This window comes from Denitrobacterium detoxificans, assembly GCF_015062615.1.
GTDB lineage: Bacteria > Actinomycetota > Coriobacteriia > Coriobacteriales > Eggerthellaceae > Denitrobacterium > Denitrobacterium detoxificans_A.
Genome location: NZ_SUUH01000003.1, coordinates 181307 through 194475 on the forward strand (window position 1 = coordinate 181307; position 13169 = coordinate 194475).

The window sequence follows — 13169 nt, forward strand, 5'->3', positions numbered from 1 at the left end:
AAAGATTCCGATGAAACCTACGTACATCCTCGCATTCGACACGGCAAACGAAGTCATCGCCCTGGGCTTGGGCATTCTGAGTTCTGAAACCCGTTCGGTGGAGTGCGTCGCCTCGCGCCGCATTCCCGCGCATCGCGCTTCGAACACGCAGTTGCTGCCCGCCATCCAGGAGCTTCTGAATGAAGCGGGCGTTGCGCGCGATGGCGTTGCATGCGTTGCCTGCGGCCGTGGGCCAGGAAGCTTCACGGGCGTGCGCATCTGCATTGCCTCCGCGAAGGGCGTGGCTCAGGCTCTGCGCGTGCCCCTCGTGGGCGTATCCACGCTCGATGCCATTGCCTGGCAGCTTCAGGCGGCGGGCCATCGCGGCCGCGCGCTCGTGCTGGCCGATGCCATGCGCAAGGAAGTTTATCCCGTTCGCTATGAGCTTTCCGACCAGGCTGCCGAGCGCTTGGAGCCCGATACCGTCGTGAAGGCGCAGACATTCGCCGAATCCCTCGCGCACGGCGACGATGTGCTCATTGCGGGCGACGCGCTCGAAAAGTACGCCGAGCTGTTTCAGAATGCGGGCTCTCTTGCCCCGCGCGAGCTTTGGACGCCCGAAGGTGCGGGCCTGCTTGCGGCCGTGCAGGCGGCCTGGCGGGCGGGTACGATTGATCCGTTCGACGCGCGCCGTCACGACCCGGCGCTGCTACTGCCGGTGTACACGCGCCTTTCCGATGCGGAAGAGAACGAGCGCGTCCGCCTGTCTTCTTCCGAGCCCAAGAACCTGCGCACGGGCGTGCAGCATGCTGGTGTGCGCGATGGGGAAGCGCAGGAGATCGTATACCGCCCCCTCGACGCCGCGCATGCCGCCGACGTTGCCCAGCTCGAGGCTACTGCCATGGGCACCGATGCCTGGAACGAGCATTTGGTCGTCGATGAGCTGCCCCGCAAGGATCGTAGCTGGTGGGCTGCGTACGATACCAGCGGCACGCTGGTAGGGTATGCAGGCGGTTGGATTACCGACGGCCAGTTGCAGATCTTGAAGATTGCGGTGGACCCCGCGTTTCGTCGTCGTGGCATTGCCCGTGTGCTCATTGCCCGCGTGGCCAGTGATGCGCGCGACCTGGGGGCACGTACGTGCTCGTTGGAGGTGCGTGCAAGCAATCTGGGTGCGCAGTCGTTCTACGCCTCGCTCGATTTCGCTCCCATCGGCACGCGTCCGCATTACTACAGCGACCGCGAGGATGCGGTCATCATGGAAGGCCCGCTGCCGCTTGAAGAGCGTGACGTGGCGGGTATGACGCTGCGCGTTGACGCCGCTGCCATGCAGGACGCTCCTGCGAATGTGGCGCATCCGCTGATTCTGGCTATTGAGTCGTCGTGCGACGAGACCGCCGCGGCCATCATCGACGGCAAGGGCGAAATCCTGGCCGATACCGTGGCCAGCCAGATTGACTTCCATGCGCGCTTCGGCGGCGTGGTTCCCGAAATCGCAAGCCGCAAGCACGTTGAGGCCATCTGCGGCGTGGTGCAGGTGTGTCTGGAAAGCGCCGCTGCCCGCCTGGGCGTCCCCGCGCTTTCCCTGGCCAACATGGACGCCATTTCCTGCACGTATGCCCCTGGCCTGGTGGGTGCGCTCGTGGTGGGCGTTGCCTACGCTAAGGCTGCCGCGTGGGCTGCAGACGTGCCGTTCGTGCGCGTGAATCACTTGGAGGGGCACCTCTACGCGAACAAGATCGCCACGCCTGACATGACGCCTCCCATGGTGGTTTCGCTTGTCTCGGGCGGGCACACCATGCTCGTGCACGTGCGTGACTGGGGCGATTATCGTATTCTGGGCTCCACGATCGACGACGCCGTGGGCGAGGCGTTCGACAAGGTGGCGAAGGCCCTGGGTCTGGGCTATCCGGGCGGCCCCATCATCTCGAAGCTTGCCGCCCAGGGAAATGCGAAGGCCGTTCGCTTCCCGCGCGCCATGATGCATTCGGGCGACCTGCGCTTCTCGCTTTCGGGCTTGAAGACGGCCGTTATTACGTATATCAACCAGCAGCGTGCCGAAGGCGCTGAGTTGAACCTGCCCGATATTGCCGCAAGCTTCCAGGCTGCGGTTATCGATGTGCAGGTGGCGAAGGCGGAAACCGCCCTGCGCGAAACGGGCGCCAGGGAATTCTGCCTGGGTGGTGGCGTGGCCGCCAACCCGGCCCTGCGCGCGGCCTACGAGCGCATGTGCCGCAAGCGTGGCGTGCGCCTTACCATGCCGCCGCTTTCCGCATGCACCGACAACGCTGCCATGATCGCCCTCGTTGCGCTCGATCGCTTCAACCAGGGCAAGACGAGCGGGCTCGATGCCGACGCCTGCGCCCATACGAACCTGGAAGAGCCTTACTAGGAGCCCACTATGACCGATTCGAAATCGCATACCATCGATACGGCTACGGGGAAGGAAGCTCCCGCGGAAATCTCCGAGGAGCGCGTGCTGAACATCTTCACTGAAATCGCCGAGCAGTACGAGCGCTTCAATCGCTCGTCTAGCTTTCATCAAGACCATAAATGGCTCGATCGCCTGGTAGAGCTTGCACCCATCACCTCGAGCTCGCGCATACTCGACGTAGCGGGTGGCACTGGTGAGGTCACCTTCGCCATCTGCCGCAAGGCGCACCCTGCGCACATCCTGCTCACCGACTATACGCCCGCCATGCTGGAAGTGGCCAAGCGCCGCATCGCCGCGGGCGACGCGCGCAGCGTGAACGTTGACACCCAGGTCGTTGATGCCCAGAAGATGCCGTTCGAGGACAATTCCTTCGATGTGGTCACCATGGCCTACGGCATTCGCAACATGCCCGATCGCATGGCCGCTCTGCGTGAGATTCGCCGTGTGCTCGTTCCCGGCGGCACCGCATGCATTCTGGAATTCTCGACGCCGCCGCGTCCCGTCGAGCGTGCCTTCTACAACCTGTATCTGAAGTGGGGCATTCCCGCTTGGGGGCAGCACTATACGGGCAAGCGCGAGGACTTCGTCTACCTGGCCGATTCCATCAAGGCCTTCCCCGCGCAAGAGGAGTTCTGCGATATGCTGCGCGCGGCTGGATTTGGCCACGTGGCATACGAAAACCTGGCCTTCGGGGCGGTTGCCATCCACACGGCGGTGAAGTAGCCGCCTTTCCTGTGTGCATTCCGCCGTGCCCGCTGGTTCAATGCTAGAATGTGCGCTACGAATTCACCAGGAGGACGCCCATGCTGTTGTGCGCTGAATACGTGTTGCCCATCACGTCCGACCCCATCGAGGCGGGCGCGGTTCTTATTTCCGAAGGCCGTATACGCGATATAGGCCCGGTGGAGCAGCTGCGCGCACGTTATGCGAACGAGGAAATTCGCGATTTCGGCCAGGCGGCCATCCTTCCCGGTTTTGTGAATGCACATTGCCACATGGAGTACACGGTGCTCCGCGGCATGATGCACGACGAGCCGTATGCTACGTGGATGGGTCGCGTCAGCGCCCTTTCCAGCACGCTCAACGCGGCCGATCTGTACGACTCCACGCTCATTGGCGGTCTTGAGTCCATTGCGTCCGGCATTACCTGCGCCGCAAACATCGCTTCCTCCGAACCCGCCGTGCGCGCTATGAACGACCTTGGCATGCGTGGCATCGCCTATCGCGAGGTGGGAGCCATGGACGGCCGTCGCGTGAACTATGCCATGCGCCAGGCCATCGAAGACATCGAGTCGTGGCGCGGCATGGTCGATGGCGATCTGCTGCAGATTGGCATTGCCCCTGCTCCGCTCTACGAATGCCATCCGCGCGTCTTCACGGAAGCCGCAAAGTATGCGGCCGACACCACGCCGCTTGCCATGCACGTTGCCAGCAGCCGCGAGGAATACGCCTTCATCAAGTACGGTCGCACGCCGTTTTCCGTCGACGCCATGAAGCGTCGCGGCTACATGGAGGTTCCGCCCTGGCTGCCCACGGGTGCTACGCCCGTCAACTATGCTCTGAACTGGGGCGCTTTCGAAGCTGAAAACGTTACGGTCGTGCACGGCGTGCACGTTCGTTGGGATGACATCCAGAAGCTGCGCCAGTACGGCGTGGGCGTGGCTCACTGCCCGCGCTGCAATGCGAACCTGGGCATGGGCGTTGCGCCCATCGAGGAGTACATGAAGGCCGGCATGGCCATTGGCCTGGGCACCGACAGCCCCGCTGCCACCGATTCCACCGACATCTTCGCCGAGATGCGCATTGGCATGATGGTCCAGCGTGCGGTCAGCTCGGAAACCAACTGGTTCATCTCTTCGCACGACCTGCTGGAAATGGCCACCATCGGCGGCGCGCGCACCATGCACATCGACGATCAGGTTGGTTCGCTGGAAGTGGGCAAGATGGCCGACATCATTGCCGTCGACCTTTCGGGCTCTCACTCCACGCCCACCAACGACCCGTGCGCGGCAGTGGTGAACACCGCTACCCCCAACGACGTGGTCATGACCATGGTGGGCGGCAAGGCCCTGTACGACCAGGGTAAGTGGAACATTCAAGCGCCGTTCGGCTCGAGCGTCGCCCAGATGATCAAAACGCGTACGCGCCTGCGCAGGCAGTGCGCCGACACTTTGTAAGAAGGAAGTACCATGGCAAAGAAGCAGAAGATGTCTGCCAAGCAGCGCGAGGCACGGCTTGAAGCGGCCCGCGCACGCGAGGAAGCAGCCCGCCTGAAGAAGGAGCGCACCGAGCGTCTGAAGCGCATTGGTATCGTCATCGTGTGCATCATTCTCGTTCTCGCGCTTGGCGTGCCCACGGTTGCCCTCAGTTTCCTCTCGGGTGGCGCAGCGTAGTTGAATACGGTAGAATTTCACGTTTGGTAACGGTAGGCGCGAAAGCGTCGCACGGTAGTAAGTAAGAGGTTTTCATTGTTTGGAATTGGTGCAAACGAGCTACTGCTCATTTTGCTCTTCGGGTTCCTTATCTTCGGGCCCGATAAGCTTCCGGCAATGGCGAAGACCATTGGTCGCGCTATCGCCAAGTTCCGCAACGCTCAAAACGAAATGAGCGATGTCATCAAAAAGGAAGTCTACGATCCCGACGCCGAGGATCCGTTCAAGAACCCTCTCGACGCTATCAGCAAGATTGAGAACGACGTCAAGAAGGAAGACAAGGGCGAAAGCTTCACAGCCCGCAAGGCTCGTTACGACAAGCAGCGTGCTGCGCGCAAGGCTGCCGAGGAGCGCAAGGCTGCCAACGAGGCCAAGAAGGCCGCCGAGGCTGCGGGCGCAACCGCGGTAGCAGCGGCAGCTGCGCCCAAGGAAGAGGCCTCGAAGAAGGTCGCTCCCAAGGTTTCTGCCGACGAGCTGTATGGTACGAAGCCCGTTGCCAAGCGCCCCGCGCGCAAGGTCGCGTCCAGCGGTGCTAAGGCTCCCGAGCCCGTTTCGGCTCCCAAGAAGAATGCAACCGCCGGCAGCAAGGCCGAGGCCAAGCCTGCCACCAAGGAAGAGAAGGGGGAATAAGACATGCCTATCGGTCCTGCGCGAATGCCCCTCTTCGATCACCTGGGCGAACTGCGTATGCGCTTGGTTCGCATCGTGGTCTGCATGCTTATTGCCGTATGCGTTTTCTACATGGCAACTCCTACGTTGTCCCAGTTCCTGCTTGCACCCGTAGCTGAATACATGCCCACCGACGCCAATGGCAACGTGACCATGATCGTCCTGGGCGCGTTCGACGCCTTCGCGGTGCGCTTCACCATTGCCCTGTGGGCATCGGTGGTTGCTTGCATGCCGGTTATCATCTGGCAGCTGCTGGCCTTCTTCCTGCCCGCGTTGAAGCCCAACGAGCGCAAGTGGTTCATCCCCACGTTCGCCATCGCCTGCGCGTTGTTCGTGTTCGGTACGGTGTTCTGCTACAACATCATTCTCGACCCGGCGTTCCAGTGGCTCACCGACCAAGCGGCCGGCTTCGCCACCATTACGCCCCAGGCTGACAAGTGGGTCGACATCATCATCAAGTTCGAAATTGGCTTCGGTATCGCGTTCGAGCTTCCCCTGGTGGTGTTCTACCTCACCATCTTCGAAATCGTTCCGTATGCCAAGCTGCGTTCCCTGTGGCGCGAGGTGTACATCGGCCTCATGGTGCTCTCCGCATTCATTACGCCCGATGCTTCTCCCGTCACCATGGTTCTGCTGTTTGGCGCCATGCTGGCCCTGTACGAGCTCAGCTTGCTGGCATCCCGCCTGGTGCTGGGTCGCCGCATCAAGCAGCAGAAGCTCGAAATGGAACAGCAGGCCAAGGAAGACGCCGAATGGGAAGCCGAATGGGCCGAACGTCAGCGTCAGCGCAAGCTCGAGCGTGAGTCGGAAGACTAGGCCATGCACGAGCTGGGCATGATGACGGGCGTCGTCGACGCCGTTTCCGAAGCCGCTCGCAATGCGGGAGCCACCCGCGTGCTGGAAGTGAACCTTTCGGTGGGCGAGATGACGGAAGCCATCGAAGACTGCCTGGTCTTTGCCTTCGAGGCGCTTACGGAGGGTAACGAACTCATGGAGGGTTCCAAGCTGAACCTCACCATGGTTCATCCTCATAGCAGGTGCCTGGAATGCGGCGTCGAGTTCGATCATGACCGCTTCCACATGACCTGCCCGGAATGCGGCTCCATTGCCACCGAGCTGCTTGCGGGGCGCGATTTGCAGATTGACAATATCGAGGTTGACATCCCCGAAGAGTAGCAATCGCTTCATTGCCATTGCGGGCCGTGCGCAAAGCGTGCGGCCCTTTTTGCACTTGCGGCCGTCTGATACGCGCTTTCACACAATCTTGCGTATTCGTGTGCAGGGTTGTGCCATAATAGCGCCTGAAACAACGTCGAAGGAGCGCATGTCATGCATATCGATATGAAGCAGCCCATTCTGGACAAGAACGACCGCCTTGCGCAGGAAAACCGCCGTCTGTTCGCGGAGAAGCGCGTATTCGTGCTGAACATTCTGGCAAGCCCTGGTTCGGGTAAGACGTCTACCATCCTTGCCACCATCGAGGCTCTGCGCGATGAGTTCAACATTGCCGTCATCGAAGGCGACATCGCCAGCAGCGTCGATTCCGAGAAGATCAAGGCCCAGGGCATCGCCGCCGTGCAAATCAACACCGGTGGGGCGTGCCACTTGGAAAGCGACATGATCAAGCGCGCGGTCGACGTGCTCGACCTGGACAATCTCGACCTCATCCTCCTGGAAAACGTGGGCAACCTGGTGTGCCCGACCGATTTCGATCTGGGCGAGAACGCCAAGGTCATGATTCTTTCCGTACCCGAAGGCGACGACAAACCGCTGAAGTACCCGGGCGTGTTCCAGGTGTCTCAGGCGGTCATCCTGAACAAGGTCGACACCATGCCCGTGTTCAATTTCGACGAGGAGGCATTCGATAGCCATATCGAGCGTTTGAACCCCCAGGCCCCTGTGTTCCGCATCAGCGCCACCACGGGCGATGGCGTGGAGGAATGGGCCGAATGGCTCGCCGAGCAGATTCGCGCGCTGTAGCCTGCTAGGCTGCGCGTAACCCCGCATATGCAAAAGGCGCCGCTGGGAGAGAACCAGCGGCGCCTTTGTCGTTACGAGAGGGGTTTCCAAACGCGAACCGTGCAGGTTTGGTTCGCGTTGCTTTCGGTGTCTACCTCGTTGATCTGGCTGATGGTAACCACGCGGTCGTGCGTGCCGTTCATGGCTAGGTAATCGCCCCAGCTGGTGGCGCCGCTGATGATGCCGAACGTGCAGTACGACTTCGAGGCGAAGTTGATGGCGACCACCGATTGGCTTGACTTCACGATGAGCCAATCGCCGCACCATGCGGGAGGTGCCAGGGGCGTGCGCCCGAAGCGGAACCACGAAGCGCTGCTGTAATTGCCGTTGGGGTTGGTTGTGGGCGTGTACGTGCCTAGGTTCGCAATGCCGTCGCCATAGCTGTAGATGGCTTCGAAGCAGAACGAGAAGCGGTCGTTGCCATAGCCAGCTTCGACGGGCTGCATGGCCGAGGGGAGCGTAATACTGTCATCCACTTCGCCCGTGGAGCCGTTTACGTGAACGAGCTGGAAGTACGAAGTTCCATCGGGGTGGCGGGGCGTGATAACCACGCCGTCGCTGGCGCCGTAGAGGGGCGCGGCCATGCGACCCGTGCCCTCGTATACCGTCTGGGCGCTTTCCTGCCCGAATTGCGCGCGCTTGAGCTGCGCGGTGCCCGTCTTCTCGTTGTCGGCGCCCGCAGGGGGCATGACAACCCAGTACGCGTAGCCATCGACGGCTGCGATGGAGGGCGTTTCGGTAGAGGAATCGCCGCTATCCACGACATGGGCCGTGCCCACCGAATTGGAGGAGCTGAGCGTGGCCGTAAGGATGCGCCAGGTTCCTTCGAAGATGTTGGCTTCCGTCCATACCAGGCCCGATGACGTGCCGCGCACATCGTAGATCTCGAAGCCGTCGGAGGCGCCATTCGCCGCATCGACCACCGTTTCCAGGTTGCCGCTGGAAAGCTTCATGACGCCAATCTGCGTAAGCGGGGAAGCGGTTTCGGTAGGGATGAGGCACGTGGCGATGGAGTCGTCGTTGCACCACATGAGCGTGCCGTAGGGGAGCTCGTATTCGCCTACTTGCTCGAAGGCGTTCGCCAGTTCGATTTCCGCGTAATCGTCGAGCGTGGAAACGTTGCTTGCGGGTACCGAAAGCGTGGAGATGGTGCTGGATGCGGCGTTTCGCTGCTGGATGAGCGTGTTCGCGCCAAAGCCCACGGCTGCGACTGCACCCACGCCGATGGCGCCATACAGGAAGTGACGCCTGGTGAGCAGCGTGCCGCTTGCGCCTGCGTGGTTGGCCTTGCTTGCGCGTGGGCGCCCGGCTCCTCGTGCGGAGCGGTGGTTTCCCATGCCGCGCATGGATGCACTGGGGGGAGTGGTGTTGCGAACGCGAGTTGCCCGCGTTTGGGTGCTGGGGCGCGCGTAACCCGATGTGCCCTTGCGCCGCGACTGGGCGGAAGGCCTGTTCGCGGGCCTACGTTGGCCGGGTCTGCGGTCCATGCGCTCCTTCATCCTCTTGCAGGTGTATCATTTCACGTTTATTGTGTCATTTGACACGGGGTTTCAGCGGTGTTTAAGTGCAATTGCTACAATAAACGCATTCGCATGTTACGTACATGGCATATTCCGCTTAGAACTCCTGTTCAAGTTGCCATAAGCGCTAAACTATCGGAAAGAAGAGGCATACATGAGCAACAACGAAACGCGACGCATTCTACTCGTGGAAGACGAAAAGGCGATTCGTGATGCAGTGGCGGCGTACCTGGAGCGTGAAAACTACTGGGTAACGGCTGCGGGCGATGGCCAGGAGGCCCTCGAGGAATTCAGCAAGCACCACTTCGACCTCGTTATTCTCGACCTCATGCTTCCGCGCGTTCCCGGTGAGCGCGTCTGCCGCGCCATCCGCGACAACTCCGATGTGCCCATCATCATGCTTACCGCAAAGGGTGAAGTGGAAGACCGCATCATCGGCCTGGAACTGGGCGCCGACGACTACCTGGTGAAGCCCTTCAGCCCCCGCGAGCTGGTTGCCCGCGTCCGCGCGCTGCTCCGCCGCGTGCATTCCGACGTGGAACCCCAGCGCGAGGTTCTGGAATTCGGCGACCTCACCATCGACGTGTCGGGCCACAAGGTGCTCGTGCGCGGCGAGGAAGTCGACCTCACGGCCAGCGAGTTCAAGCTGCTCACCACGCTGTCCCGCTATCCCGGTCGCGTGTACTCCCGTATGGAGCTGGTGGAAAAGGTGCTCGGCTACGACTTCGAAGGCTACGAGCGCACCATCGACTCTCACGTGAAGAACCTGCGCGCGAAGATCGGCGATAATCCGCGTAACCCCACCTGGCTGCACACGGTGCATGGCGTGGGCTATCGCTTCGAAGATCCCACCAAGCAGGGCCAGTAAGCTACTGCAACAGGGGGAAGGCGCATGCGCGAGTCTCGGTCGGGCAAGCATAAGAAGCGCTGGGGAAATCTTACGTATACTACGCGCGTAACCGCAGCGTTTGCCTTGGTTTCGGCCATGACGGCTCTGGTTGCCTTTGGCGTGCTCTCGTTCGTGTGGGAACAGCATTTCCAGACCTACACGCGCGAGAATATGCAGCGCATCGCTTCCACTACCGCTTCGGCCATTGGGTCGAAGTACGAACAGAGCAACGATTGGTACAATGGCGCGCTCACGCCCGCTTCGTCTGCAAGTGAGCTTTCCAATGGCGTGGGCGTGCAGGTGCTCGATTCCACCGGTGCCATTCTCTACGACGACTCGCGCACCACCGATAGCGCCGAGCAGATATCCCTTGCCCCTACCAGCAAGGATTCCATGGCGCAGGCCACCATTTACGCCAACGGCCAGGATGTGGGCACCGTGCGCGTATGGGTGTACGGCTCTAGTACGCTTCTTACCCAGGCCGACCAGGAATTCCGCAACAAGAGCTACCAGGCTATGGTGTTCTCCACCGCGCTTGCCGTGGTGTTGGCCCTGTTCTTGGGCTTCGTATTTGCGCGTGGCCTGGTGCAACCCATTCGACGCATCGCCAAGGCCGCCAAGTCGTTTGGCGATGGCAACCTTTCGGCGCGCACCGAGCTGCATGGCGACGACGAAATTGCCAAGCTGGGCGAAACGTTCGATGCCATGGCAGAATCGGTCGAGAAGGACCGTCAGCTCGAACGCCGTCTCACCACCGACGTCGCGCACGAGCTGCGAACGCCCCTCATGGCCATTCAGTCTACGGTAGAAGCCATGGTCGATGGCGTATTTGCGGCCGACCAGGAACGCCTGGAAACGGTGAACTCCGAAGTCCAGCGCCTTTCGCGCCTGGTAGACGCCATCTTGAAGCTCTCGCGCCTGGAAAACCGTTCCGTAAGCACGAACATGCAGATCGTGAACGTGGGCGAGCTCATCCAGAGCATCGTTTCCACGCACGAGGCCTTCGTGGCCGATTCGGGTCTGGAGCTGCGCTATTCGGCCGACCCCGACGTGTACGTCTACGGCGACCCCGACCTCATTCGCCAGGCCACGGCAAACTTCATTTCGAATGCCGTGCGCTACACGCCCGAAGGCCACATTACCGTCACGGTGAGCAAGGGTGACGAAAACGCCGCTATCGCCGTGGCCGACACGGGCATCGGTCTTTCGCCCGAAGAAGCCAAGATGGTGTTCAGCCGCTTCTGGCGTGCCGACGCTGGGCGCAATCGCGCTCAGGGCGGTCTGGGCGTTGGCCTTTCCCTGGTGAAGGAAATTGCCGACATCCACGAAGGCTGGGTCCGCGTGGAAGGCGAAAAGGGCGTGGGTTCCACGTTCACCATGTACATTCCGCTCTTCAGTGAGGAGCGCGTGAAATCCTACAAGCAGCGTATGAAGCGCTCGTTCGAAGCGCATAATGAGGAAGCAGAATCCGGGGAAGAGCCCCGCTAGACCATTCTGAAAGGAAAGCACGTTCATGAACCCCATTGACATCAAGCCCGATGCACAGGGCAAGGTGCGCGATCTGTACGACCTGGGCGATAAGCTCCTGCTTGTGGCAACCGACCGCATTTCCGCGTTCGACTACATCCTTCCCGACGAGATTCCCAACAAGGGCAAGGTGCTCACGCAGCTCTCGTGCTTCTGGTTCGAACTGCTTTCCGACGTAGTGGACAATCATCTCATCAGCGCCGACGTGGCCGATCTGCCCGAACAGTTCAAGCCCTGGTCCGAGTACCTCGATGGCCGTTTCATGCTCGTGCGCAAGGCCGAAATGTTCCCCGTGGAATGCATCGTGCGTGGTTACCTCACCGGTAGCGGCCTGAAGTCTTACCAGGCCGACGGCACGGTGTGCGGCATTAGTCTGCCCGCTGGCCTCACCGAAGCCTCCAAGCTTCCCGAGGCCCTGTTCACGCCTTCCACGAAGGCCGAAATCGGCGGCCACGACGAGAACATCAGCTTCGAGCAGTGCGCCAAGCTCGTGGGTGACGAAGCCGCTCAGGATCTTCGCGATCTTACGCTTGCCGTGTACACGAAGGCCGCCAACCACGCGGCAGAGCGCGGCATCATCATCGCCGATACCAAGTTCGAATTCGGCGTCATCGACGGCAAAGTCATCCTGGCCGACGAAGTGCTCACGCCCGATAGTAGCCGCTTCTGGGGTGTGGAAACGTACAAGGAAGGCGAAGTGCAGCCCAGCTTCGACAAGCAGTTCGTGCGCAACTGGCTCAACGCCAATTGGGATCGCACGGGCGAGCCGCCGCATCTGCCAGCCGACGTCATTCAGGCTACCAGCCAGAAATACACGCAGGCTTACGAGCTCATTACGGGTCGTTCGCTGTAAAATAGTCAACTTGCAGGGCCGCCGCGGGCGCAATGCCGTCGCGGCGGTTTTCTTGCATGGTAGTTTGCAATATCCATCGAGGAGAACCCATGTCCCAGCGTAATCCTATGAACGAGCGTTATCAGAACGCCGACGAACATAAGGGCAAGACCCGCCGCAGCGCGGCATCCGCCAAGCCGGCAACCAAGGCCGCATCGAGCGTTCGCATTGAAGGCGCGAAGAAGCCCGAGAAGACGGGCTTGTTTGGCCAGAAGAAGCGCCCGCGGGAAAGCGCAGAATCTCGTGCTGCGTCGCGCGAAGAGCGTGCGCGCTACTACGATCCGGCTACGCCCGAATACAAGAAGTGGCGTCGCTACTGGTGGGTTTCCATTGCCGCTGCGCTCATCCTCACTATTCTGTCGTTCGCGCTGCAGATGTGGCTGCCTGCCGACCTGGTATGGGTGAGCTACGTTCTGTTGGGTCTGGGCTATGCGCTGCTCATCGTGTCCATTGCCATCGATGTGGTGAAGGTGCGCAAGATTCGGAAGAACTATGCTGCGAACGCCGCCGGCTCCCGTTCCAAGGAAGCCACGCGTCAGCGTAAGGCTGCCAAGGCCGCTGCGAAGAAGGCCGAGGAAGAGCGTGCCGAGCGCGAGGCTCTCGACGCTGCCAAGCGCGCTGCTGCCAAGGAAAACCGCACGAGCCCTCTGGGTGGCCTGAAGGCCAAGTTCGCCAAGAAGGATTCCGCCGAATAGCGGTTTCGCTCATAGATTGCTTCGAGTCCGGCTCTCGCACATGCGAAGCCGGGCTCTTTTTGGTCGTCCTTGACCTATCTTCTGTTTTCCCTACGCTGCGATTTGCGTAAGGG

13 protein-coding genes are annotated in these 13169 nt (G+C 61.1%); 12 read left to right on the top strand and 1 reads right to left on the bottom strand.

Annotated elements, in window-relative coordinates; all coding sequences use genetic code 11:
- The first annotated feature begins 10 nt into the window (after positions 1–10).
- From tsaD to hypB, 8 genes are all read left to right on the top strand, one after another.
- The gene (gene tsaD, locus E7002_RS05940; protein ID WP_303727946.1) at positions 11–2371 is read left to right on the top strand and encodes a tRNA (adenosine(37)-N6)-threonylcarbamoyltransferase complex transferase subunit TsaD; all 2361 of its coding nucleotides are present in this window, start codon (positions 11–13) and stop codon (positions 2369–2371) included.
- Positions 2372–2380: 9 nt separating this feature from the next.
- Entirely contained in the window at positions 2381–3136 is a 756-nt protein-coding gene (locus E7002_RS05945) for a ubiquinone/menaquinone biosynthesis methyltransferase (protein WP_303727947.1), read from the top strand.
- Positions 3137–3216: 80 nt separating this feature from the next.
- Entirely contained in the window at positions 3217–4590 is a 1374-nt protein-coding gene (locus E7002_RS05950) for an amidohydrolase family protein (RefSeq protein WP_303727948.1), read from the top strand.
- Between the two features lie 12 nt (positions 4591–4602).
- Positions 4603–4806 (top strand): CASC3 protein CASC3, encoded by a 204-nt coding sequence (locus E7002_RS05955; RefSeq protein ID WP_303727950.1) that lies wholly within the window; start codon positions 4603–4605, stop codon positions 4804–4806.
- Positions 4807–4881: 75 nt separating this feature from the next.
- Positions 4882–5475, top strand: a complete 594-nt coding sequence (locus tag E7002_RS05960) for a twin-arginine translocase TatA/TatE family subunit (protein WP_303727951.1) — start codon at positions 4882–4884, stop codon at positions 5473–5475.
- A gap of 3 nt (positions 5476–5478) precedes the next feature.
- A complete protein-coding gene (gene tatC / locus E7002_RS05965; RefSeq protein ID WP_303727952.1) occupies positions 5479–6330 on the top strand; it encodes a twin-arginine translocase subunit TatC in 852 nt (283 codons plus the stop codon).
- Between the two features lie 3 nt (positions 6331–6333).
- Positions 6334–6690, top strand: a complete 357-nt coding sequence (locus E7002_RS05970; protein ID WP_066660578.1) for a hydrogenase maturation nickel metallochaperone HypA — start codon at positions 6334–6336, stop codon at positions 6688–6690.
- A gap of 153 nt (positions 6691–6843) precedes the next feature.
- Positions 6844–7494 (top strand): hydrogenase nickel incorporation protein HypB, encoded by a 651-nt coding sequence (gene hypB, locus E7002_RS05975; protein ID WP_066660580.1) that lies wholly within the window; start codon positions 6844–6846, stop codon positions 7492–7494.
- Between the two features lie 71 nt (positions 7495–7565).
- Here the strand turns inward: hypB and E7002_RS05980 are convergent, their stop codons facing one another.
- A complete protein-coding gene (locus E7002_RS05980; protein WP_303727953.1) occupies positions 7566–8870 on the bottom strand; it encodes a twin-arginine translocation signal domain-containing protein in 1305 nt (434 codons plus the stop codon).
- A gap of 337 nt (positions 8871–9207) precedes the next feature.
- Here E7002_RS05980 and E7002_RS05985 point away from each other — a divergent pair, with 337 nt between their 5' ends.
- The 4 genes from E7002_RS05985 (at position 9208) to E7002_RS06000 (ending at position 13056) form a co-directional block, all read left to right on the top strand.
- Complete coding sequence (locus E7002_RS05985; RefSeq protein ID WP_303727954.1) at positions 9208–9921, top strand: response regulator transcription factor; 714 nt, start codon at positions 9208–9210, stop codon at positions 9919–9921.
- Between the two features lie 24 nt (positions 9922–9945).
- On the top strand, positions 9946–11430 hold the full coding sequence (locus E7002_RS05990) for a cell wall metabolism sensor histidine kinase WalK (RefSeq protein ID WP_303727955.1): 1485 nt from the start codon (positions 9946–9948) through the stop codon (positions 11428–11430).
- Positions 11431–11455: 25 nt separating this feature from the next.
- Positions 11456–12322, top strand: coding sequence for a phosphoribosylaminoimidazolesuccinocarboxamide synthase (locus tag E7002_RS05995; RefSeq protein ID WP_303727956.1), 867 nt, complete (start codon positions 11456–11458; stop codon positions 12320–12322).
- 89 nt (positions 12323–12411) lie between these two features.
- A complete protein-coding gene (locus tag E7002_RS06000; protein WP_303727957.1) occupies positions 12412–13056 on the top strand; it encodes a hypothetical protein in 645 nt (214 codons plus the stop codon).
- Positions 13057–13169 lie beyond the last annotated feature (113 nt).

Coding starts and splice junctions, on each gene's coding strand:
- hypB (WP_066660580.1), top strand. CDS start 6,844: ATGCATATCGATATGAAGCAGCCCATTCTGGACAAGAACGACCGCCTT.
- E7002_RS05945 (WP_303727947.1), top strand. CDS start 2,381: ATGACCGATTCGAAATCGCATACCATCGATACGGCTACGGGGAAGGAA.
- E7002_RS05980 (WP_303727953.1), bottom strand. CDS start 8,870: ATGGGAAACCACCGCTCCGCACGAGGAGCCGGGCGCCCACGCGCAAGC.
- E7002_RS05995 (WP_303727956.1), top strand. CDS start 11,456: ATGAACCCCATTGACATCAAGCCCGATGCACAGGGCAAGGTGCGCGAT.
- E7002_RS06000 (WP_303727957.1), top strand. CDS start 12,412: ATGTCCCAGCGTAATCCTATGAACGAGCGTTATCAGAACGCCGACGAA.
- E7002_RS05970 (WP_066660578.1), top strand. CDS start 6,334: ATGCACGAGCTGGGCATGATGACGGGCGTCGTCGACGCCGTTTCCGAA.
- E7002_RS05950 (WP_303727948.1), top strand. CDS start 3,217: ATGCTGTTGTGCGCTGAATACGTGTTGCCCATCACGTCCGACCCCATC.
- E7002_RS05990 (WP_303727955.1), top strand. CDS start 9,946: ATGCGCGAGTCTCGGTCGGGCAAGCATAAGAAGCGCTGGGGAAATCTT.
- tsaD (WP_303727946.1), top strand. CDS start 11: ATGAAACCTACGTACATCCTCGCATTCGACACGGCAAACGAAGTCATC.
- E7002_RS05985 (WP_303727954.1), top strand. CDS start 9,208: ATGAGCAACAACGAAACGCGACGCATTCTACTCGTGGAAGACGAAAAG.
- tatC (WP_303727952.1), top strand. CDS start 5,479: ATGCCTATCGGTCCTGCGCGAATGCCCCTCTTCGATCACCTGGGCGAA.
- E7002_RS05955 (WP_303727950.1), top strand. CDS start 4,603: ATGGCAAAGAAGCAGAAGATGTCTGCCAAGCAGCGCGAGGCACGGCTT.